19 protein-coding genes and 2 tRNA genes are annotated in these 21,023 nt (G+C 58.9%); 8 read left to right on the top strand and 13 right to left on the bottom strand.

Annotated elements, in window-relative coordinates; genetic code table 11:
* Positions 1 to 87: 87 nt before the first annotated feature.
* Positions 88 to 1,149: a DNA polymerase IV gene (gene dinB / locus AC07V4_RS23535; RefSeq protein ID WP_492638291.1), complete on the bottom strand. Its 1,062-nt coding sequence runs from the start codon at positions 1,147 to 1,149 to the stop codon at positions 88 to 90.
* 278 nt (positions 1,150 to 1,427) lie between these two features.
* Here dinB and AC07V4_RS23540 point away from each other — a divergent pair.
* The 4 genes from AC07V4_RS23540 to AC07V4_RS23555 all read left to right on the top strand — a co-directional run bounded on the left by AC07V4_RS23540 (position 1,428) and on the right by AC07V4_RS23555 (position 6,026).
* Positions 1,428 to 1,505: transfer RNA gene (locus tag AC07V4_RS23540), tRNA-Met, on the top strand.
* 242 nt (positions 1,506 to 1,747) lie between these two features.
* Positions 1,748 to 1,824 (top strand) — tRNA-Met (locus AC07V4_RS23545).
* 279 nt (positions 1,825 to 2,103) lie between these two features.
* On the top strand, positions 2,104 to 4,746 hold the full coding sequence (mprF, locus tag AC07V4_RS23550; RefSeq protein WP_492638292.1) for a bifunctional lysylphosphatidylglycerol flippase/synthetase MprF: 2,643 nt from the start codon (positions 2,104 to 2,106) through the stop codon (positions 4,744 to 4,746).
* Positions 4,746 to 6,026 carry a virulence factor family protein gene (locus AC07V4_RS23555; RefSeq protein ID WP_492638293.1) on the top strand — a complete coding sequence of 427 codons (1,281 nt, stop codon included), beginning with the start codon at positions 4,746 to 4,748 and terminating at the stop codon, positions 6,024 to 6,026. The genes mprF and AC07V4_RS23555 overlap by 1 nt, the downstream gene beginning before the upstream one ends.
* A gap of 133 nt (positions 6,027 to 6,159) precedes the next feature.
* Here AC07V4_RS23555 and recJ read toward each other — a convergent pair whose 3' ends face one another.
* Together recJ and AC07V4_RS23565 are read right to left on the bottom strand one after the other, a co-directional pair.
* Positions 6,160 to 7,869, bottom strand: a complete 1,710-nt coding sequence (recJ, locus tag AC07V4_RS23560) for a single-stranded-DNA-specific exonuclease RecJ (RefSeq protein ID WP_492638294.1) — start codon at positions 7,867 to 7,869, stop codon at positions 6,160 to 6,162.
* A gap of 171 nt (positions 7,870 to 8,040) precedes the next feature.
* Positions 8,041 to 8,583, bottom strand: coding sequence for a YaeQ family protein (locus AC07V4_RS23565; RefSeq protein WP_492638295.1), 543 nt, complete (start codon positions 8,581 to 8,583; stop codon positions 8,041 to 8,043).
* Between the two features lie 149 nt (positions 8,584 to 8,732).
* Between AC07V4_RS23565 and AC07V4_RS23570 the strand changes: the two genes are divergently transcribed.
* Together AC07V4_RS23570 and AC07V4_RS23575 are read left to right on the top strand one after the other, a co-directional pair.
* A complete protein-coding gene (locus AC07V4_RS23570) occupies positions 8,733 to 9,932 on the top strand; it encodes a CaiB/BaiF CoA transferase family protein (protein WP_492638296.1) in 1,200 nt (399 codons plus the stop codon).
* Positions 9,932 to 10,816 carry a TIGR02285 family protein gene (locus AC07V4_RS23575; protein WP_492638297.1) on the top strand — a complete coding sequence of 295 codons (885 nt, stop codon included), beginning with the start codon at positions 9,932 to 9,934 and terminating at the stop codon, positions 10,814 to 10,816. The genes AC07V4_RS23570 and AC07V4_RS23575 overlap by 1 nt, the downstream gene beginning before the upstream one ends.
* 170 nt (positions 10,817 to 10,986) lie before the next feature.
* Here AC07V4_RS23575 and AC07V4_RS23580 read toward each other — a convergent pair whose 3' ends face one another.
* A complete protein-coding gene (locus AC07V4_RS23580; protein ID WP_492638298.1) occupies positions 10,987 to 11,271 on the bottom strand; it encodes a DUF3509 domain-containing protein in 285 nt (94 codons plus the stop codon).
* Between the two features lie 313 nt (positions 11,272 to 11,584).
* On the opposite strand from AC07V4_RS23580, the gene AC07V4_RS23585 reads away from it, so the two are divergent.
* Positions 11,585 to 11,806, top strand: a complete 222-nt coding sequence (locus AC07V4_RS23585) for a hypothetical protein (RefSeq protein ID WP_016971927.1) — start codon at positions 11,585 to 11,587, stop codon at positions 11,804 to 11,806.
* 81 nt (positions 11,807 to 11,887) lie between these two features.
* On the opposite strand, the gene thrC is transcribed toward AC07V4_RS23585, so the two are convergent.
* The 4 genes from thrC to xerD form a co-directional block, all read right to left on the bottom strand.
* Positions 11,888 to 13,297 (bottom strand): threonine synthase, encoded by a 1,410-nt coding sequence (gene thrC / locus AC07V4_RS23590; protein ID WP_492638299.1) that lies wholly within the window; start codon positions 13,295 to 13,297, stop codon positions 11,888 to 11,890.
* 67 nt (positions 13,298 to 13,364) lie between these two features.
* A complete protein-coding gene (locus AC07V4_RS23595; protein WP_492638300.1) occupies positions 13,365 to 14,669 on the bottom strand; it encodes a homoserine dehydrogenase in 1,305 nt (434 codons plus the stop codon).
* A 130-nt stretch (positions 14,670 to 14,799) separates the two neighbouring features.
* Positions 14,800 to 15,531 (bottom strand): thioredoxin fold domain-containing protein, encoded by a 732-nt coding sequence (locus AC07V4_RS23600; RefSeq protein WP_431749554.1) that lies wholly within the window; start codon positions 15,529 to 15,531, stop codon positions 14,800 to 14,802.
* A gap of 141 nt (positions 15,532 to 15,672) precedes the next feature.
* Positions 15,673 to 16,569: a site-specific tyrosine recombinase XerD gene (gene xerD / locus AC07V4_RS23605; RefSeq protein ID WP_431749555.1), complete on the bottom strand. Its 897-nt coding sequence runs from the start codon at positions 16,567 to 16,569 to the stop codon at positions 15,673 to 15,675.
* Between the two features lie 107 nt (positions 16,570 to 16,676).
* Between xerD and AC07V4_RS23610 the strand changes: the two genes are divergently transcribed.
* Positions 16,677 to 18,485 (top strand): cation:proton antiporter, encoded by a 1,809-nt coding sequence (locus AC07V4_RS23610; RefSeq protein WP_492638301.1) that lies wholly within the window; start codon positions 16,677 to 16,679, stop codon positions 18,483 to 18,485.
* Here the strand turns inward: AC07V4_RS23610 and AC07V4_RS23615 are convergent, their stop codons facing one another.
* From AC07V4_RS23615 to rpsP, 5 genes are all read right to left on the bottom strand, one after another.
* On the bottom strand, positions 18,486 to 18,899 hold the full coding sequence (locus AC07V4_RS23615; RefSeq protein WP_492638302.1) for an acyl-CoA thioesterase: 414 nt from the start codon (positions 18,897 to 18,899) through the stop codon (positions 18,486 to 18,488).
* A gap of 81 nt (positions 18,900 to 18,980) precedes the next feature.
* Positions 18,981 to 19,331: a 50S ribosomal protein L19 gene (gene rplS / locus AC07V4_RS23620; RefSeq protein WP_003175895.1), complete on the bottom strand. Its 351-nt coding sequence runs from the start codon at positions 19,329 to 19,331 to the stop codon at positions 18,981 to 18,983.
* A gap of 45 nt (positions 19,332 to 19,376) precedes the next feature.
* Positions 19,377 to 20,150: a tRNA (guanosine(37)-N1)-methyltransferase TrmD gene (trmD, locus tag AC07V4_RS23625; RefSeq protein WP_492638303.1), complete on the bottom strand. Its 774-nt coding sequence runs from the start codon at positions 20,148 to 20,150 to the stop codon at positions 19,377 to 19,379.
* Positions 20,132 to 20,668 carry a ribosome maturation factor RimM gene (gene rimM, locus AC07V4_RS23630; protein ID WP_003175898.1) on the bottom strand — a complete coding sequence of 179 codons (537 nt, stop codon included), beginning with the start codon at positions 20,666 to 20,668 and terminating at the stop codon, positions 20,132 to 20,134. Before rimM ends, trmD begins: the two co-directional genes overlap by 19 nt.
* Before the next feature lie 5 nt (positions 20,669 to 20,673).
* A complete protein-coding gene (gene rpsP / locus AC07V4_RS23635; RefSeq protein ID WP_025854836.1) occupies positions 20,674 to 20,925 on the bottom strand; it encodes a 30S ribosomal protein S16 in 252 nt (83 codons plus the stop codon).
* Positions 20,926 to 21,023: the final 98 nt, after the last annotated feature.

Consider the following 21,023-nt stretch of genomic DNA (forward strand, 5'->3'; position numbering starts at 1 on the left):
GCCTGCGATAGCGGTGGGGCAGCCACTGTGTATGCAAGCTGGCTCACCGCTATCGCAGGCAAGCCAGCTCCCACATTAGGTTCCCGGTTACTGCCAGGAAAATTCGAGCTGCTCGTTGCCACCGCTCAGGTCCAGTAAGCGCACACCTATACCGAGCAAACGCACCGGTTTCCCACCCCGATTGAACGCCTGCGTCAGCAGCTGTTGATAACTCTCCAAATCCCGCCCTGCCCCCGCCTGCTCCAAGGTCGTCTGGGTAAAGTCATGAAACTTCACCTTAACGAATGGCTTGCCCGCACGGTAGCTGCTGTCGATGCGCGCCATGCGACCGGCCAGGGTTTCCATCAATTCGGGAAGTTTGGCCAGGCAGCTTGAAAGATCCGGCAAGTCCACATCGTAGGTATTTTCCACGCTGATGGACTGCCGCCGGCTGTCATTCTGCACCACGCGATCATCGATCCCGCGAGCAAGGCTCCAAAGTCGCTCGCCAAAACTGCCGAATTCGCGCACCAGCGCCAGCTTGTTCCATTCGCGCAGTTGCAGGCAGTCTTCAATGCCCAGGCGCGCCAGCTTGTCGGCCGTGACCTTGCCCACACCGTGTAACTTGCTCACTGGCAATTGGGAGACGAAGTCCTCGACCTGATCCGGGGTAATCACGAACAGGCCGTTGGGTTTCTTCCAATCGCTGGCGATCTTGGCCAGAAACTTGTTCGGCGCCACACCCGCGGACACGGTGATGTGTAGCTGGTTGGAGACGCGGCGGCGAATATCCTGGGCAATTCGTGTGGCGCTACCGCCAAAATGCGGGCTGTCAGAAACATCCAGGTAGGCTTCGTCCAGGGACAGGGGTTCGATCAAGTCGGTGTAGTCACGAAAGATCGTCTGGATTTCCTTCGACGCTTCTTTATAAGCATCCATGCGCGGTTTGACGATGGTCAGGTCCGGGCACAGCTTCAGGGCATGGCGCGACGACATTGCCGAACGTACCCCATACGCCCGCGCTTCGTAGTTGCAGGTGGCAATCACGCCCCGCCGATCCGCAGAGCCACCGACAGCCAGAGGCTTTTGCGCCAGGCTCGGGTCGTCGCGCATCTCGATGGCGGCGTAGAAGCAATCACAGTCGACGTGGATGATTTTGCGCTGCGTCATATAAACAGGGGGTGATCCAACGGGTAGCCAGTATCGCACTCACACCTGTATATAGCACCAGTAGTTTGAATCTTCCGCCCGAGCGGTAGGAGATTTCGCCGACAGATTTATTTTCTCAATCGAATTCAGCCTTCCAATAGAGCTGAAAGCCGCAGCCACACTGGCCCCGCGCCCTTTCAGGGCCTGCCATTTAGCGCTAACCAATTGAACCACAAGCGCTTTTCTTAAAATCATCGGTTGACACACCAGCGTTCCTCTGTAGAATGCCGACACACAGACGCGGGATGGGAGCAGTCTGGTAGCTCGTCGGGCTCATAACCCGAAGGTCGTCGGTTCAAATCCGGCTCCCGCAACCAAACATCAAAAAAGGCTACTCGAAAGAGTGGCCTTTTTTGTGCGCGCTGATTTTTCCTTTTTAAGACAGCGTGAACGTCCCTACGGACTGCGGAGCAGCCCGGCGCGGGACAAGCCCGCTCACTACAAAAGCGTTTTCAATCGCGGACTTAGGTTGCCTAAGCCGCTAATTCACACTTATTTGACCCATCAGCCTATTAACGGTTGACACCTCGCCGCTTGGCTGTAGAATGCCGCCCACAGACGCGGGATGGAGCAGTCTGGTAGCTCGTCGGGCTCATAACCCGAAGGTCGTCGGTTCAAATCCGGCTCCCGCAACCAAACATCAAGAAAGGCCACTCGAAAGAGTGGCCTTTTTTGTATCCGGTGAAAAAGTTCTTCTGAAACAATGGCATGGCATCTTTCATGAAACCGTACACGGTTTGCGGAGTCCATGTCATTGCAAGCTATGCTCAGTACTCAAGCACGACCCTCTACGACCAATGGCCGCAGTCGCCGCCCCCGGCGATAAGCGTTAATATTTGTAATTATTTTGTCCATAGGGATTGGTAACTTGGCTGGATACCTCCATCCTGTCGCGCACAATCCACGAGGTGATTGATGCGCGCCAACTCGTCTGAACCACAAGACACCGTCACAGCAGAACAACCGATCACACCCACCCGCTTGCGTTGGCTGGATCTGTTGAGCAAGTACCGTCAACCCATCGGGCTGGCCGTCACCCTGTTGCTGTTCGCAATCGCCCTGATCGCCTGCCGACACCTGTTGCTGGAACTGGACCTGTACGCCCTCCACGACTCGATCCTGGAAGTGCCCAAGCCGGCCCTGCTGGGTGCGTTCGCCGCAGCGGTCGCCGGTTTCATCATTCTGCTGGGCTATGAATTCTCCGGCGCACGCTATGCTGGTGTGAAACTCCCCGCCAAGACCCTGGCCATGGGCGGCTTCACCGCCTTTGCCATCGGCAATGCCATCGGCCTGTCGATGCTCTCGGGCGGATCGGTGCGTTACCGTTTATATGCACGCCATGGCGTCGGGGCGGCGGAAGTAGCGCACATGACCGTATTCGCCAGCTTGGCCTTGGGTACTGCCCTGCCGCCGCTGGCCGCATTGGCTACGCTGAGCAACCTGCCGGCGGCGTCCACCTACCTGCATTTGCCGCAAAGCCTGCTAGGCGGCATTGCCGGAGCGGTGCTGGTGCTGTCGGCGGTGCTGTGCATCGGCATTTATCGTCGCCGCCTGCCGGAACAACCTTACCCGGACAACCTGCTGGTCAAGGCCGGGCGTCGCACCTTGCGCCTGCCGGGCCGTCGCCTGACCTTCCTGCAACTGATCATTACCGCACTCGACGTCGCCGCTGCCGCCACCGTCCTTTATATGCTGCTGCCGGAAGCGCCGCCGTTCGGCCCGTTCCTGCTGGTGTACCTGCTGGCCCTGGCCGCAGGCGTACTCAGCCATGTGCCGGGCGGGGTCGGGGTCTTCGAAGCAATCCTGCTGGCCGCGTTCGCCGACAAGCTCGGCGCGGCACCGTTGGCTGCCGCCTTGCTCTTGTATCGGATGATCTACGTGGTACTGCCGCTGTTGATCGCCTGTATCTTCCTGTTGGTCAACGAAGCCCAGCGCCTGTTCCAAACCCAGCAGAGCCTGCGGGTGGCCTCAGGCCTAGCGGCGCCGGTATTGGCCGTACTGGTTTTTTTGTCCGGCGTGGTCCTGCTGTTTTCCGGCGCAACACCGGAAATCGACTCACGCCTGGAAAACATCGGCTTCCTGATTCCCCACCGCCTGATTGACGCCTCGCACTTTGGTGCCAGCCTGATCGGCGTACTGTGCCTGCTGCTGGCCCAAGGCTTGCGCCGACGCTTGTCCGCCGCCTGGATGCTGACCATGGTGCTGCTGTTGACCGGCGCCCTGCTCTCGCTGCTCAAAGGCTTCGATTGGGAAGAAGCCAGCCTGATGATCATGACCGCGGTGTTGCTGGCGATCTTCCGTCGCTCGTTCTACCGCGCCAGTCGCCTGACCGAACTGCCATTCTCGCCGCTGTACCTGGTGGCCAGCGTGTGTGTGTTGGGGGCCTCGATCTGGCTGCTGCTGTTTGCCTATCAAGACGTACCCTACAGTCACCAACTGTGGTGGCAATTCACCCTGGATGCCAACGCCCCCCGTGGCTTGCGCTCTCTGCTGGGCGCGGCGGTGTTGCTGGTCATCGTGTCGCTGACCTGGCTGCTGCGTACTGCACGCCCGATCATCCACTTGCCGACGCCGGATGAACTGAAGCGCGCCACCAAGATCCTGATGGCTTCCTCCCAGCCCGATGGCGGCCTCGCACTGACCGGCGACAAGGCGTTGCTGTTCCACCCCAACGACGAAGCGTTCCTGATGTATGCCCGTCGTGGGCGCAGCCTGGTAGCGCTCTATGACCCTATCGGCCCGACCCAACCGCGCGCCGAAATGATCTGGCAGTTCCGCGACCTGTGCGACATCCATCACGCCCGCCCGGTGTTCTACCAGGTGCGCGCCGAGAACCTGCCGTACTACATGGACATCGGCCTCACCGCGATCAAACTGGGCGAAGAAGCCCGCGTCGACCTGAAACGCTTTGACCTGGAAGCCAAGGGCAAAGAGATGAAGGACCTGCGCTACACCTGGAACCGTGGCACCCGGGACGGCCTGTCCCTGGAGATCTTCGATCAGGGCCAGGCGCCCATGGATGAACTCAAAGTCATCTCCGATGCCTGGCTGACTGGCAAGAACGTACGGGAAAAGGGCTTCTCCCTGGGCCGCTTCAGCGACGACTACCTCAAGCACTTCAGAATTGCGATCATTCGCTTCGAAGGGCGCCCGGTAGCCTTCGCCAACCTGCTCGAGACCTACAACCACGACCTGGCCAGCCTCGACCTGATGCGCGCCCACCCCGACGCGCCCAAGCTGACCATGGAGTTCATGATGGTTGGCCTGATTCAACATTATAAGAACCATGACTACGCCCGCTTCAGCCTCGGCATGGTGCCGTTGTCGGGCTTGCAACCACGCCGTGGCGCCCCACTGACCCAACGTTTGGGGTCGATGGTGTTCCGCCGTGGCGAGCAACTGTATAACTTCCAAGGTTTGCGCCGCTTCAAGGACAAGTTCCAGCCCGACTGGGAACCCCGTTACATGGCCGTGCCCGCAGGACTTGATCCGCTGGTGGCACTGGCCGATACCGCCGCCCTGATTGCAGGCGGCTTGACTGGATTGGTGAAACGCTGATGATTCGACGCTCCTGGCGGTATGTATTGGCCATAGTAGTGCTGCTCGCCCTGATTGCAGGCGGTGGCTTCTGGTACTGGAACCGCCCTGCCCCACAGCCGACCCTGGAGCAAATGCTCCAGGCCGACGGTTCCGTGTTGACCCGTGTGACCCCTGCTGGCTCGGCAAAAGCCCGAGTGGCCGTGGCCGTCATGGCCGACGAAACCCTGACCGACAGCCAACTGATTGCCCTGAGCCAAGGCGGTTCAGCACAAATCGTTCAGGTGGTTCTGCCAAAAGACGACTGCAAATTGCAGGAACAAGCGCTGCAAGGCGCCCTGGCCCAGCTTAAAGGCCCGGCGACCCTGGTCAGCGGCATCGGCCCGGGTGCAGCACTGGCGTGGCGCTGGCTCGCCACACAGAACGACGACAAGGCCAATGCCATCTCCGTCGGCTTCGCTTTAGTACAGGAAGGTTGCAAAGACCCGCTGCCGAAAACCGCCGCCCATGGCAACTGGCTGGTAGCCTGGAACGATAACCCTGACGACGAAAGCGCCAGTTTCGTTCGTGATACCCCACGCGCCACCACCAGCATCAGCGACTACGACATTCACTACCCGCAAGTGCTGAACAACGAGCTGCGCAAGCAGTTGGTCGGCTCCGACAACGGCGGCCTGGCGATTCCCGTGGTTGAAGTACCGGCCGGCCAAGCCAAGGACACCGTTACCCTGTTCCTCTCCGGTGACGGCGGCTGGCGCGACCTGGACCGTGACGTGGCCGGTGAAATGGCCAAGATCGGTTACCCGGTCGTCGGTATCGACACCCTGCGCTACTACTGGCAGCACAAGACCCCGGAACAAAGCGCCAAGGACCTCACCGAGCTGATGCAACACTACCGGCAGAAATGGGGCACCAAGCGCTTCGTGCTGACCGGTTACTCGTTCGGTGCCGACGTGCTCCCGGCTATCTACAACCGCATGCCGGAAAACGAACAGCAACGCGTCGACGCGATCATCCTGCTGGCATTCGCACGTACCGGCAGCTTTGAAATCGAAGTGGAAGGCTGGTTGGGCAACGCAGGCAAAGAAGCCGCCACCGGCCCGGAAATGGCCAAGCTACCGGCTGACAAAGTCGTGTGCATCTACGGTGCCGAAGAAGTCGACGAGAGCGGCTGCACCGACAAGACTGCCGTGGGCGAAGCCGTGAAACTGCCAGGCGGTCATCACTTCGATGAGAACTACCCGGCGCTGGCCAAGCGTTTGGTGGACATCATTGTGAAGCACCAGGCTAAAGCCGAATAATTCAGCTTCTATGCAACCAAATGTGGGAGGGGGCTTGCCCCCGATAGCGGTGGGTCAGCCAAAGATGAGTTGGCTGGTCTACTGCCATCGGGGGCAAGCCCCCTCCCACATTGGTTTGTGGTGTTGCTTAGATCTAGCGCGGCTCGATGTGCGCAATCATCAGTTGCACGGTTTCATTGCCTCGGAATTCGTTCACATCCAGCTTGTAGGCCAGTTCCACCCACTTTACCGTCGGGTTCGGCCAGACCTCACGGTCCACGCCAAATGCAATGCCATCCAATTTCACTGACCCGCATTCGCTCTTGAGCACCACCTTCAGGTGCCGCTCCCCAACTACGCGTTGTTCCACCAACTGAAACACGCCGTGAAACAACGGCTCAGGGAAGTGTTGCCCCCATGGCCCGGCATGTCGCAGTGCCCGCGCCAGCTCCAGGTGAAACTCTTCCACCGTCAGGGTGCCATCAGACAGCAGGCGTCCAGTAAGGTCTTCTTCGCGCAGTTGCCGGCGCACTTCAGCATCAAACGCTTCGGCAAACAGCGGGAAATTCGCCTCCGGCAACGTCAGGCCAGCCGCCATCGCATGGCCGCCGTACTTCGTGATCAGGCTAGGATGCTGGCTCGCCACGACTGCCAGGGCATCACGGATATGAAAACCCTGCACGGAGCGTCCAGAGCCCTTGAGCAGGCCATCACCGGCATCGGCGAAGGCAATGGTCGGACGGAAATACCGTTCTTTCATGCGCGACGCCAAAATACCGATCACACCCTGGTGCCATTCAGGGTCGAACAGGCACAAGCCGTAAGGCATCGACTCCACCGGCAAGTCTTTGAGCTGGGCCAGGGCCTCGCGCTGCATGCCTTGCTCGATGGATTTGCGGTCCTGGTTCATGCCGTCGAGCTGCGCAGCCATTTCCCTGGCGGCCGCGACGTCGGCAGTGAGCAGACATTCAATACCCAGGCTCATATCATCCAGGCGCCCCGCAGCATTGAGCCGTGGCCCGAGGATAAAGCCGAGGTCGGTGGAGGTAATTCGGGCGTGGTCGCGCTTGGCGACTTCGAGGATCGCCTTGATCCCCGGCCGGGCGCGCCCCGCGCGGATGCGCTCCAGCCCCTGATGGACCAGGATGCGGTTATTGGCATCCAACGGCACCACATCGGCGACGCTGCCCAAGGCCACGAGGTCGAGCAATTCACCAATATTGGGCTGCGGCTTATTGTCGTACCAACCCAGGCTGCGCAAACGGGCACGCAGGGCCATCAACACGTAAAAGATCACGCCTACGCCAGCCAGCGCCTTGCTCGGAAACTCACAGCCCGGCTGGTTCGGGTTGACGATGGCGTCCGCCGCCGGCAATTCATCCCCCGGCAAGTGGTGGTCGGTGACCAGCACTTTCAACCCTTTGGCTTTCGCGGCTGCCACGCCTTCGACGCTGGAGATACCGTTATCCACCGTAATCAGCAATTGCGGATCACGTTGCAGGGCTACGGCGACAATTTCCGGGGTCAGGCCATAGCCATACTCGAATCGGTTCGGCACCAGGTAATCCACATGGGCCGCCCCCAGCAAACGCAAGCCCAGGGTGCCCACGGTGCTGGCCGTGGCGCCGTCGGCGTCGAAGTCACCGACGATCAGGATGCGCTGGCGCTGCTCCAATGCCGTCACCAACAGGTCTACCGCGGCGTCGATGCCCTTGAGCTGCTGGTAGGGAATCAACCGCGCCAGGCTCTTGTCCAGTTCGGCTTCCGACTGCACCCCGCGTGCGGCATAAAGACGGGTCAACAACGGTGGCAGTTCACCGAGGAACGGCAAAACAGCAGGCAACGGACGGGGATCGATACGCATGGGGTGACGGAAGCTTCTCTTCTAGTACAACGGTTGAACAACAATCTTGAAAACATTCGGGACCCAATGTGGGAGCTGGCTTGCCGGCGATGCGCACGACTCGGTGAAACGGTTACACCTTGGTGATGCAATCGCGGGCAAGCCCGCTCCCACACAAGCCCCTCCCACCTTTTAACCGCGCTCGCCGACCAACCACTGGAGTTGCACTTCGTGCTGCCCACGGTCGTCAGTGACGAACATGGTGCCTTCGCTGATCATCACGTCCCACTTGATAACGCGGGGCATGTCCTTGGCCAGGGTCTCCAGGACTTCTTGCGGCACCGCGGCGATGTGTACGTTCTTCAGGTTGTTCGCCACCGGAACCACTTTGCCTTCCCACACACGCAAGCTGCCATAGGCCAACAGGCTAGTGCGCTCGGTACGGCGCGAGCACCAGGTCAGACGGTCGGCGTCGGGTTGGCCGACTTCGATCCAGTGCAGGACACGGTCATCCAGGCTTTTTTCCCACAGGGCCGGTTCGTCTACATCTGACAGGCCACGACCAAACGCCAACTGCTCGCTGTACCAAAGGGCGTAGGCCAGCAGGCGCACAGTCATGCGTTCTTCGGTTTCCGAAGGGTGGCGGGCGATGGTCTGTTTAACGTTCTCGTACACCGAGCGGTCAAGGTCAGTGAGGTTGAGTTCGAATTTGTAGGTCGTGGACGGCTGGGCCATGAACGGGCTTCTAGAGACAGGGAAAGGCGGCCAGTCTAACCGATGCAGGGGTCATTCACCGAATACTGCGCTGCATCATCCTTATCCCTGAATCGCTCGCCTATGTTAAAACGCATCACATCACCGTCCCACGCTCGCTAAGGATCCCCATGTCGTTTAATGCCAAACCGCTTGCCGGCCTGAAAGTCATCGAACTGGGCACCCTGATCGCCGGCCCGTTTGCATCGCGTATCTGCGCCGAATTCGGTGCAGAGGTGATCAAGGTCGAATCGCCTGACGGAGGCGACCCACTGCGCAAATGGCGCAAGCTGTATGAAGGCACCTCGCTGTGGTGGTTTGTGCAGGCGCGCAACAAAAAGTCGTTGACGCTGAACCTCAAGCATCCGGACGGCCTGGCGATCCTCAAGCAGCTATTGACTGACGCCGACATCCTGATCGAAAACTTCCGCCCCGGCGTGTTGGAAAAACTCGGTCTGAACTGGGAAACCTTGCATGCCCTGAACCCTAAACTGGTGATGGTGCGTCTCTCCGGCTTCGGCCAGACCGGCCCGATGAAGGACCAGCCGGGGTTTGGTGCGGTAGGTGAGTCCATGGGCGGCTTGCGTTATATCACCGGTTTCGAAGACCGCCCGCCGGTGCGTACCGGGATTTCCATCGGCGATTCGATTGCCGCGTTGTGGGCGGTGATCGGGGCGTTGATGGCGCTGCGTCATCGGGAGGTCAACGGTGGACTGGGCCAGGTGGTGGACGTGGCGTTGTATGAAGCCATTTTCGCGATGATGGAAAGCATGATCCCGGAGTTCGACGTGTTCGGTTTCATCCGCGAGCGCACCGGCAACATCATGCCCGGTATCACGCCCTCCTCTATCCATACCAGTGCCGATGGCAAGCACGTGCAAATCGGTGCCAATGGCGATGCGATCTTCAAACGCTTTATGTCGGCCATTGGTCGTGAAGATCTGGCCAATGATCCACAACTGGCCGGCAACGACGGACGCGATAGCCGCCGTGATGAGCTATATGGCGTGATTGATCGCTGGGTCAACTCGCTGCCATTGGATCAGGTGGTAGAGATCCTGAACAAAGCCGAAGTACCTGCCAGCCGTATCTACAGCGCCGAGGACATGCTGGGCGACCCACAATTCCTGGCACGGGAAATGTTCCTCAAGGCACAGCTGCCGGACGGCAAGGACTTCAAGATGCCCGGCATCGTGCCCAAGCTCTCGGACACGCCGGGCAGTTGTGAGTGGGTCGGGCCGCAATTGGGCGAGCACAACAGTACACTGCTCAATGAATTGGGTTACGACGTCACAGCCATTTCTCGGTTGCGTGAGGATGGCGCGATCTGATGGCTCGCCGCTCCCTGCGTTGGTTTATGCACGGGTGCCTGGTCAGCCTGATCGCCTGCGCGTGGCCGCCCACAGCTAGCGCCGAAGACACGCTGACTTGGCTGCTGCGTGACCTGCCACCGCTGACTATTTTCGAAGGGCCGCAAAAAGGCCTGGGAGCACTGGACCAGCTGATGCCCATGCTTCAAGAGCGCCTGCCGGAATATCATCATCAGGTTCTGCATGTGAACCGTGCCCGGGGCATGCAAATGTTGCGTACCCCGTCTTTAACCTGCGATCCCTCACTGCTGTGGACCCCGGAACGGGCAAAGTACGTGGCGTTTTCCGCCCAGGCATTTGTGGTGGTCAGCAATGGGGTGATGATCCGCCGCAGCCAGCAGGCAGCAATGGCGCCGTTTATCGTCGAAGGGCACTTCGACTTGCAGGCATTTCTGCAAACCCCGAATGCCCGCCTTGGAGCCATCGCCGAGCGCAGCTACGGGCCTGTGATCGATGAGCGACTCAAGAGCACCGACTCACATAAACTCGCCCTGCATTACGGTAACGACGCTCTGGGCAGCTTGCTGCAAATGCAGCGGCTGGGCAGGTTGGAAGCCGTGCTCGGTTACTGGACGGAAATCCGTTACCAAGCGATGCAACAGGGCATAGCGCCTGACGACCTGATGTTCCTTGCAATCAAAGGCACCGAGCCTTACCAACGCATCTACGTCGGGTGTTCGAACACCGCGCAGGGGCGCCAGGCCATCGCACGGATCAATCAGGCACTGGAAGATCTCCCACAAGCGCAGGTACAGAACGCCTATGCGCTGTGGCTGGACCCGGTCATGCGCGAGCAGTATTTGAAAGACAACCCGCACTTTTTCCAGGATTACCCACAGCCCTGAAAAATTTCAGGCAAAAAGAAACCCCGAGCAGTGGGGAGACAACTCGGGGTTAAACGTGGCCTACAAAGACCAGTACAACAAGCCACAAACACCGGAGCACAATGCTTGCTCTTGCTGTTAAAAAATCTGACCGGCCATGCAGTAGGAAGTTTCCAGCGATGAACAATTCTTCATGCGCGGACTGCGCTACGGGTCTGCGCGGCGTTGCGCAAAGCCGCAATGACTGACGGTTCCAGGCGCCCTTCGGCAATCTTCAGATCGCGCAGCAGGCAATCCACGACGTCGACCAAGACGCGCTTGTCCGTCAATTGCGCGCGGTCAACTTCACGCTCGACCACGATGGCGCCAGCAGGGTTCTTCACGGTCACCAGACACTCGTCCTGCACACCAGAGGTGGTCAGCGTAACCTGATAAGGGCTCAGTGCTTCTTCGAGCAATAGGCTGATACTTTCCATCTCGATCACCACTCAATAGTTCGGGAACAATCGTTTCAACGGGAGCTGCATCTATCCTAAGTGACTGTTTGTGACGTAGGAAAGTTCGCTTTCTCGTCTTTATGGGGCCGTCAGGGGTGACGGATTCCAGCATGCGCTTGCAACATGACAACGAAAAAACGGCGACACATAACTGCCTACGCAATGGGCAACTGTTTTGGGGTTGGCCGAGGGCTGAGGCCAGAGGTGAATCCTATACTCGGTGAGCGCTGGTCACGCTGCGGTGCAGACAAAAGCGCATGTCAAAAGGCCGTTACTACGAAGGATGATCAAGATGGCGGAACAAAATGAACAGCAGACATCGACAGACAGAATGCACGCCGAGGTATCACGTATTTTTGCTGAAATTGCACGTATGAATGCAGAGCAGAACAAACTCAATAAAGAGTCCCTGAAGATAACCTGTGAGACTTTCTGGTACCCAGTGGGTATCGCGACGGGATTCTATGCCGCAGTCGGCACCGTAATAGTCGTCGCTCAGAAACTATTCTCGTAGCGCTTGACCCGGCCTGCCAGATACAAAAAACGCCGCTGACCCACGGAAGGGAGAGCGGCGTTTTTGTGTGCGCGGTTCGCCTTACAACGGCTTGCCTCGGTTGCCATGCTGGCTCACAAACGCCTGCACAGTCTTCAGGTCATTGGCCAACACGGTGCAACGCTCTTCACGCTCGAACAGGTCCGCCAGATGCGCCGGCAACTCCAGTGCCTTGCCGACACCGGCCTTCTCCACCGCTTCCGGGAATTTGACCGGATGGGCGGTGCCCAGAATCACCATCGGGATATCCAGGCTGCGACGGCATTCGCGGGCGGCCTTCACACCGATGGCGGTGTGCGGGTCCAGCAGTTCGCCGGTCTGGGCGAAAATCTCTGCGATGGTTTCGCAGGTCTGCGCATCGTCAACCGCCAGGGAGTCGAACAGCTTGCGGGTTTCGGTCCAGCGCTCTTCATCCACGCTGAAACCGCCGCCGCTCTTGAAGGTGTCCATCAAGCCGGCAATGGCCGCGCCGTTGCGACCGTGCATGTCGAACAGCAGGCGTTCGAAGTTCGACGAGACCATGATGTCCATGGACGGCGACAAGGTAGCGTGCAGGGTTTCCTTGACGTACTGGTTGCCGCTCATGAAGCGGTGCAGGATGTCGTTGCGGTTGGTGGCGACAATCAACTGGTTGATCGGCAGGCCCATGTTGCGCGCCAGGTAACCGGCGAAGATGTCGCCGAAGTTGCCGGTCGGCACCGAGAACGACACCGAACGCGCCGGGCCGCCCAACTGCAGGGACGCGTGAAAGTAGTAGACGATCTGGGCCATGATCCGCGCCCAGTTGATCGAGTTCACCGCCACCAGGCGCGTGCCCTTCAGGAAGCTCTGGTCAGCGAAGCTGTTCTTGACCATTTCCTGGCAGTCATCGAAGTTGCCTTCGATCGCGATGTTGTGAATGTTCTCACCAAAGATGGTGGTCATCTGGCGACGCTGCACTTCCGACACGCGCTTGTGCGGGTGCAGGATGAAGATGTCGACGTTTTCGCAGTGCTTGCACCCTTCGATGGCCGCCGAGCCGGTATCACCGGAGGTGGCGCCGATGATCACCACGCGCTCGCCGCGCTTCTGCAGCACGTAGTCCAGCAGACGACCCAGCAGTTGCAGGGCGAAGTCCTTGAACGCCAGGGTCGGGCCGTGGAACAGCTCAAGTACCCATTCGTTACCGTTCAGCTGACGCAATGGCGCGATGGCGTTGTGAGAAAACACGCCGTACGTCTCTTCCAGAATCTTTTTGAAATCTGCGTCCGGAATGCTGCCGGTGACGAACGGGCGCATCACCCGGAACGCCAGCTCGTGGTATGGCAGTCCGGCCCAGGAAGCGATTTCTTCCTGGGTAAAGCGTGGCAGGTTTTCCGGCACGTACAGGCCGCCGTCAGTGGCAAGGCCTGCCAGCAGAACGTCTTCGAAATTCAGGGCCGGTGCCTGGCCGCGGGTGCTGATATAACGCATGACTGGCTCCTCTAGAGCATTCTTGAACAAGGGCCGCCGAACCTGCGGGGCCCTTGCAGCAAAACCATTAGTTCAGGTGTTCGACGCGGATCCGCACCACCGGGCCAACCACGCCTTGCAGGGCTTCCAGGGACGCGATGGCATCGTTGATGTGCTGTTCGAGCACGCGGTGGGTCAGCAGGATCATCGGCACCTGGCCGTTTTGCTCCTCGACTTCCTTCTGCATGATCGACTCGATGTTGATACCACGCTCCGACAGGATGCTGGCCACCTGGGCCAACACGCCCGGGTGATCCTTGGCCTGGATGCGCAGGTAGTAGGCACTTTCGCAGGCTTCGATCGGCAGGATCGGGTGAGCCGACAACGAATCCGGCTGGAAGGCCAGATGCGGTACGCGGTTTTCCGGGTCGCTGGTCATGGCGCGAACCACGTCCACCAGGTCAGCGATCACCGACGAAGCGGTCGGCTCCATACCGGCGCCAGCGCCATAGAACAGGGTCGAGCCAGCCGCGTCACCGTTGACCATCACAGCGTTCATCACACCATTGACGTTGGCGATCAGGCGGTCGGCCGGGATCAGCGTCGGGTGTACACGCAACTCGATACCGGCAGCGGTGCTGCGCGCCACGCCCAGGTGCTTGATGCGGTAGCCCAGGGCTTCGGCATAGTTCACGTCGGCGGTGGTCAGTTTGGTGATGCCTTCGGTGTAGGCCTTGTCGAATTGCAGCGGGATACCAAAGGCGATGGATGCCAGGATGGTCAGCTTGTGCGCGGCATCGATACCTTCCACGTCGAACGTCGGGTCGGCTTCGGCATAGCCCAGGGCCTGGGCTTCAGCCAAGACGTCTTCGAAGGTACGGCCTTTCTCGCGCATTTCGGTGAGGATGAAGTTACCGGTGCCGTTGATGATGCCGGCGACCCAGTTGATGCGGTTGGCGGACAAGCCTTCCCGGATCGCCTTGATCACTGGGATACCACCGGCCACGGCGGCTTCGAACGCCACGATCACACCCTTCTCGCGGGCCCTGGCGAAGATCTCGTTGCCGTGCACGGCGATCAGCGCCTTGTTGGCAGTGACCACATGCTTGCCGTTTTCGATGGCCTTGAGTACCAGCTCACGGGCCACGGTGTAGCCGCCGACCAGTTCGATGACGATATCGATTTCAGGGTTGGTGGCAACGTCGAAGACATCGTTGGTAATCGCAATACCGGTCGTTTGGAACTGAGGCTTTGGCGAACGCGTGGCAATTTGCGCCACTTCAATCCCACGCCCTGCACGGCGGGAAATTTCTTCAGCATTACGCTGAAGCACGTTGAAGGTGCCGCCACCGACGGTCCCTAACCCACAGATGCCTACTTTGACCGGTTTCACTGAAGAACTCCCCATGAAACGGCCGACGCTAGGTCGGCCGTGGAAAACAGCCGCACGACGGCGGCCTGCAATTTGATGGCCCGTCGATCTGTCGGCGGGCCATGATCGTCAAAGGTTCGACGATGCTGGTTTACTTGGCACTCAGCGCCAGTTTGGCAACTTGTGGTGCCGGCTGGTAGCCCGGAATCACTTGGCCGTCAGCCAAAACGATGGCCGGTGTACCGTTCACACCGATGGACTGGCCCAACGCAAACTGCTTGGAAACCGGGTTGGCACATTTGGCCGCCTTGATTTCCTTGCCGTCGACCATCTTGTCCATCGCCGCTTTCTTGTCGGTCGAGCACCACACCGCCTGCAACTGCTCGTCACCCGGCGAACCCAGGCCCTGGCGCGGGAACGCGACGTAGCGCACTTCGATGCCCAGCTTGTTCAGCGCAGGCACTTCGGCGTGCAACTTGTGGCAGTACGGGCAGGTGGTGTCGGTGAACACGGTGATGTGGGTCTTGGTTTCGCCGATAGCGGGATAAACCACGGTTTCAGCCACCGGAATACCGTTGATCAGCTTGGATACGCCCAGGCGCTCGGCTTTTTCGGTCAGGTTGACCGGCTTGCCATCCTTCAGCTGGAACAGGTAGCCCTGGACAATGTATTGACCATCGGCACTGGCGTACAGCACGCGACTGCCTTTGAGCTTGACTTCGTACAGGCCGGCCATGGGGCTGGCGCTGATGCTTTCGATCGGGGTGTCGAGTTGCAGGTTGGCCAGGCTCTTGCGGATGGTCTGCTCGGCAGCGTCATCGGCGAAGGCAAAGGTGGATACCAACGCAATGGCTGCGGCGGCAATAATCTGGGTCAAGCGCATGGGAACTCCTGAAGGCAGATGCAGGGACTGGCACAGGAACACCGCTCTGTAACGCGGGCCGGGGCAGTCCCCTTTGCTAACCGGCAAAGCCTACCACAGTTGGGCCACAGGGCAGCCCGTAGCGGGACAAATTGGCGGTTTTCAACCACGCGGGTGATGCTTGGCATGCATATCCTGCAATCGCGCTCGCGCCACGTGGGTGTAAATCTGCGTGGTGGATAAGTCGCTGTGGCCGAGCAGCATTTGCACGACCCGCAGATCGGCACCATGGTTGAGCAAATGGGTGGCAAAGGCATGGCGCAATGTGTGAGGCGACAACGCCTTGCCAATCCCGGCGACCTTGGCCTGATGCTTGATGCGGTGCCAGAAGGTCTGGCGGGTCATCTGCTCACCGCGCAGGCTAGGAAACAGCACATCGCTGGGTCGCCCACCGAGTAATTCGCTGCGGGCATCGCGCATATAGCGCTCGACCCACACTATTGCCTCCTCGCCCATCGGTACCAAGCGCTCCTTGCTGCCTTTGCCCATCACCCGCAATACGCCCTGACGCAGGTTGACCTGCTCCAGGGTGAGACTGATCAATTCGGTCACTCGCAGGCCGCAGGCGTATAGCACTTCGAGCATGGCACGGTCGCGCTGGCCGATGGCCTCACTGAGATCGGGAGCGGCAAGCAAGGCCTCCACATCTTTTTCTGATAAAGACTTAGGAAGAGGCCTACCTAATTGCGGCATGTCGACTTGCAGAGTCGGATCGACTGCTATCAGTTTTTCACGCAACAAATAGCGATAAAAGCCACGTACTCCTGAGAGAAATCTCGCCGTTGAACGCGGCTTGTAGTTTTGCTCAAGCCGCCAGGCCAAGTGATCGAGGATCAGCTCGCGCCCGGCATTGATCAGGTCGAGGTTTTTCTCCTGCAGCCAACCGTTGAACAGGGCCAAGTCACTGCGATAAGCCTGGCGTGTATTGTCGGATAGGCCCTTCTCCAGCCAAAGGGCATCGAGAAAACGGTCAATAAGTAGGTGGTCAATGGCTGGCATGGGTACTCAAGCAACACGGCACGGGGCTTTGCGACAATTAATTAGTGAACTGTGATTCAGGTCACTAGTCTTTCATAGCCCGCTATTTCAAGGAACAGGGAGCTTTAATGAACGAACAACAGATTTTGTTGGCTTTTGGCGGTATTGGCGTGGCCGCACTCGGCTGCCAATGGCTGGCCTGGCGCCTGAAGCTGCCGGCGATTCTGTTTCTTCTACTGAGCGGGATTCTGGCAGGGCCAATACTTGGCTGGCTGGACCCGCAGGAAATGTTCGGCTCCTTGCTGATGCCATTGGTGTCGTTGGCGGTTGCGCTGATCCTGTTCGAAGGCAGCCTGACGTTGCACCTGTCGGAATGGAAGGAAATTGGTAGCGTGGTGCACCGTTTGGTGACCATCGGTGCGCTTTCAACCTGGGCGGTAATAACACTGGCTACCCACTGGCTACTGGGCTTTGACTGGATGCTGGCACTGCTGTTTGGCACGCTGACACTGGTCACCGGCCCGACGGTTATCGTGCCCATGTTGCGCGTGGTACGGCCCAAGGCCTCCATCGCCAATATCCTGCGCTGGGAAGGCATCGTCATCGACCCGATAGGCGCGCTGCTGGCCGTGGTGGTCTACAGCTTCATTATCAGCCGTGCCTCGGGTGATGGCTTGAGCCACAGCCTGCTGACTTTCGGTGGGGTGATTGTGTGTGGCAGCCTGTTCGGGATCGCCGGTGGTTGGGTGCTGGGGCAGATCATGCGCCGGCAATGGTTGCCGGAATACCTGCATAACCTGGCGACGCTGGCTGGCGTGCTGGGCATCTTTATCGCCTCCAACCAGGTGATGCATGAGTCCGGCCTGCTGGCGGTCACACTGATGGGCATGTGGATGGCGAATATGAAGGGCGTGGATGTAAGGCACATCCTGCACTTCAAGGAAAACCTCAGTGTGCTGCTGATTTCCGGGCTGTTCATCCTGCTGGCGGCGCGCCTGGACCTGAATGCTTTGATTGCCTTGGGCCCTTTTGTACTGATCCTGCTATTGATCATTCAGTTCATTGCTCGCCCCCTCAATGTTGTGCTGTCTACCTTCGGTTCGAAACTAAGCTGGCGGGAGCGCGCACTGCTGGCGTGGATCGCGCCACGCGGGATTGTGGCCGCAGCAGTGTCGGCAATATTTGCGATTCGCCTGGATGAGGCCGGTCATGAAGGCGCATTGCTGCTGGTGCCACTCACGTTTGCAGTCATTATCGGCACCGTGGTACTGCAAAGTGCCACTGCGCGCCCCTTGGCTCGTTTGCTGAAAGTGGCCGAGCCTGCGCCCAGCGGCTTTTTGATAGTCGGCGCGAACGGTCCGGCGCGAGTCCTAGGCAAGGCCCTGCAACAACTGGGCAGTCGTGTGCTGCTGACCGACTCAAGCTGGGAAAATATCCGTGCCAGTCGGATGGAGGGACTACCGACGTATTTCGGTAATCCGGCGTCCCAGCATGCCGAATCGCACCTGGATCTGGTTGGACTCGGACATTTGCTGGCGCTTTCCCCTTCGGGCGAACTGAATACCCTGGCTGCAATGCGTTTTCGCCACGACTTCGGGCACCGCCTGTTCGCCCTGGCAAGTAGTCAGGAAAGCCGCCGCACCGATAAACACAAGGCCAGCCATGAGCACCGCGGCCACCTGCTAGGCAGCCAGCCCCTGAGCTATACCAAACTCGCCAGCCTGCTGGGACAAGGCGCCGAACTGTACAGCACTCACCTCACCGAAGGCTTCGGCTGGGAGCAGTACCAAGCACTCCATGGCGATCGAGCGACGCTGTTGTTTGCCCAAGATACCAGCGGCTGGGTGCATGTCGTCACCCCAGACAGCAGCTTGAAACCTACAGCCGGCTGGACCTTGCTGGCCGTGATTCAGCCGGAGAACAGCACAGCCGGGTAATCAGTCGACAAACCCAGGCAGCACCGGTACAGGGCGTTTATCCGCGTCAATCGCGACAAAGCTGAACACGCCCTGGATCGCCTTTTCACGGCCATCAACGCTCATGCTCTCGACAAACACCTCCACTTCTACCTTGAGGCTGGTGTTGCCCACCTTGATCACCCGGCCAATCAGTTCAACGATGGAGCCGGCCGGGATCGCATGATTGAAGTCGATACGGTCGGTAGACACCGTCACCAAGGGCAAGCGACAGAAACGCGTCGCGGTGATGAACGACACTTCATCCATCCACGCCAAGGCAGTGCCACCGAACAAGGTGTTGTGGTGGTTGGTGGTCGGCGGGAACACGGCCTTGGTCACATGGGTCACGGACAGGTCGGTGCGGCGCTGGATTTCTTCGAGGCGGGAGGTCATGGAAAAATACCGGGAATAGACAAATTTCAGGCACAAAAAAGCAGCCCGTAGGCTGCTTTTTTCTGCATCGGGAAGCTGGACTTAAGCCAGTTTTTCCTTGATGCGAGCTGCTTTACCGGACAGGTCACGCAGGTAGTACAGCTTGGCTTTACGTACGTCACCGCGACGCTTGACGGCCATGCTGTCGATTTGCGGGCTGTAGGTCTGGAAAGTACGCTCTACGCCAACACCGTTGGAGATTTTACGAACAGTGAAAGCACTGTTCACACCACGGTTACGCTTGGCGATTACCACGCCTTCGAACGCTTGCAGACGCGAACGGTCGCCTTCCTTCACTTTCACCTGAACGACAATGGTGTCGCCCGGGGCAAAGGTAGGGATCTCTTTGGTCATCTGCTCTGCTTCGAGTGCAAGGATGATTTTGTTAGTCATGCTGTGCTCCTAAGGTAAGTCAATGGACCTACCATCGATACGTTGTTAACTATCGTCCCGCGCGAGGATGTATTCCTCGAGCAGCTTCTTCTCTTCTCCAGAAAGCGAGCGGCTTTCCAGAAGATCGGCGCGTCGTTCATAGGTCCGACCAAGGGACTGCTGTAAACGCCAACGCCGGATGTGTGCGTGATTGCCACTTAGCAATACGTCGGGAACACGCTGATCCACATACACCTCCGGACGGGTGTAGTGCGGGCAATCCAGCAAACCATCCGTGAAGGAATCTTCCTCCGCGGAGTCCGCATGCCCTAAAGCTCCGGGCAGCAGTCGTGTAACCGCATCTATCAGGACCATCGCCGGCAGCTCGCCGCCAGACAAGACATAGTCCCCAATCGACCACTCTTCATCGACATGAGCTTCAATAAAACGCTCGTCAATGCCTTCATAACGACCGGCAATCAGGATCAGTGCTTCCTCATTCGCCATGTCGCGTACCGCAGCCTGTTTCAGCTGACGGCCTTGAGGGGACAGGTAAATTACCTTCGCCTTCTCCCCGGCGGCTGCCTTGGCCTGAACCAACGCGTCTTCCAGGGGCTTGATCTTCATCACCATGCCCGGGCCACCGCCAAATGGGCGATCGTCCACAGTGTGATGTCGATCCGTCGTGTAGTCTCGCGGGTTCCAACAGGTGAGCTGCAACAGCCCCTGTTTCACCGCCCGACTGGTGATGCCGTACTCGCTGATGGCGGAAAACATCTCGGGAAACAAACTGATCACTTCAATGCGCAAATTAGCCACGCTTAGAAGTCCGCGTCCCATTCCACCTTCATCTCGCCCGCTGCCAGGTCGACGGCCAACACGCATTGCTCGGTATACGGCAACAGGCGTTCGCGATCATCCAGGCTGCCAGCGCAAGGCTTGACCACCATTACATCATTGGCGCCGGTTTCCAGAAGATGATCGATTTTCCCGAGCAATTGCCCCAGTTGATCGATAACCTTCAGACCTTCCAGCTGGTACCAGTAGTACTCGCCGTCGGTCAATTCAGGGAACAGGTTGCGCGGCACGCAGATCTCATAACCGGCCAGAAGACGAGCTTCTTCACGATCATCAAGACCCTTGAGCTTTGCGACCAGGAACTTATCGCTCCCGCGTCCACTGACCAGCTCGACCTGTTTCACACTACCTTCGCGCTTGAGCGTCCAGGTCTTGTACTGCAACAGGTTTTCAGTCGGATCAGTAAAGGAATACACCTTCACTTCGCCGCGAACGCCATGAACAGAGTAAATCTTGCCGATAACGATCAAATCATCAGCAACAGCTGGCGTCGCGTTCATATTGCTCAGGCTGCGGCCTTAGCCGAGTCTTTCAGCAGCTGAGCAACACGCTCAGATGGTTGTGCACCAACGCTCAGCCAGTAGGCTACGCGCTCTTGGTTCACGGACAGACGAACTTCTTGACCACGAGCGATCGGGTTGAAGAAGCCAACTTGTTCCTTGTGAGAGCCGTCACGTGGGTTGCGGCTGTCAGTTACGGTCAAGTGGTAAAACGGGCGCTTTTTGGAGCCGCCAAGGGCAAGACGGATTGTTAGCATGTGAACATCGTTCCTGTAGTCGGTGCTGCAAATCTAAATGCACAGCGGGCATAGGTGCCCGAAAGGCCGCATATTCTAAGGAATATCCGGACTTTTGC

This window comes from Pseudomonas sp. GW821-FHT03A09 (assembly GCF_059421065.1).

Excerpts from the sequence above, each read along its gene's own strand:
- AC07V4_RS23615 (WP_492638302.1), bottom strand. The coding sequence starts at position 18,899 with ATGACCTCCCGCCTCGAAGAAATCCAGCGCCGCACCGACCTGTCCGTG.
- recJ (WP_492638294.1), bottom strand. The coding sequence starts at position 7,869 with ATGCGTATCGATCCCCGTCCGTTGCCTGCTGTTTTGCCGTTCCTCGGT.
- xerD (WP_431749555.1), bottom strand. The coding sequence starts at position 16,569 with ATGCCAGCCATTGACCACCTACTTATTGACCGTTTTCTCGATGCCCTT.
- dinB (WP_492638291.1), bottom strand. The coding sequence starts at position 1,149 with ATGACGCAGCGCAAAATCATCCACGTCGACTGTGATTGCTTCTACGCC.
- AC07V4_RS23570 (WP_492638296.1), top strand. The coding sequence starts at position 8,733 with ATGTCGTTTAATGCCAAACCGCTTGCCGGCCTGAAAGTCATCGAACTG.
- AC07V4_RS23585 (WP_016971927.1), top strand. The coding sequence starts at position 11,585 with ATGGCGGAACAAAATGAACAGCAGACATCGACAGACAGAATGCACGCC.
- AC07V4_RS23565 (WP_492638295.1), bottom strand. The coding sequence starts at position 8,583 with ATGGCCCAGCCGTCCACGACCTACAAATTCGAACTCAACCTCACTGAC.
- AC07V4_RS23555 (WP_492638293.1), top strand. The coding sequence starts at position 4,746 with ATGATTCGACGCTCCTGGCGGTATGTATTGGCCATAGTAGTGCTGCTC.
- mprF (WP_492638292.1), top strand. The coding sequence starts at position 2,104 with ATGCGCGCCAACTCGTCTGAACCACAAGACACCGTCACAGCAGAACAA.
- AC07V4_RS23610 (WP_492638301.1), top strand. The coding sequence starts at position 16,677 with ATGAACGAACAACAGATTTTGTTGGCTTTTGGCGGTATTGGCGTGGCC.
- AC07V4_RS23575 (WP_492638297.1), top strand. The coding sequence starts at position 9,932 with ATGGCTCGCCGCTCCCTGCGTTGGTTTATGCACGGGTGCCTGGTCAGC.
- thrC (WP_492638299.1), bottom strand. The coding sequence starts at position 13,297 with ATGCGTTATATCAGCACCCGCGGCCAGGCACCGGCCCTGAATTTCGAA.
- AC07V4_RS23580 (WP_492638298.1), bottom strand. The coding sequence starts at position 11,271 with ATGGAAAGTATCAGCCTATTGCTCGAAGAAGCACTGAGCCCTTATCAG.
- AC07V4_RS23600 (WP_431749554.1), bottom strand. The coding sequence starts at position 15,531 with ATGCGCTTGACCCAGATTATTGCCGCCGCAGCCATTGCGTTGGTATCC.
- rpsP (WP_025854836.1), bottom strand. The coding sequence starts at position 20,925 with ATGCTAACAATCCGTCTTGCCCTTGGCGGCTCCAAAAAGCGCCCGTTT.
- rimM (WP_003175898.1), bottom strand. The coding sequence starts at position 20,668 with ATGAACGCGACGCCAGCTGTTGCTGATGATTTGATCGTTATCGGCAAG.
- rplS (WP_003175895.1), bottom strand. The coding sequence starts at position 19,331 with ATGACTAACAAAATCATCCTTGCACTCGAAGCAGAGCAGATGACCAAA.
- trmD (WP_492638303.1), bottom strand. The coding sequence starts at position 20,150 with ATGGGACGCGGACTTCTAAGCGTGGCTAATTTGCGCATTGAAGTGATC.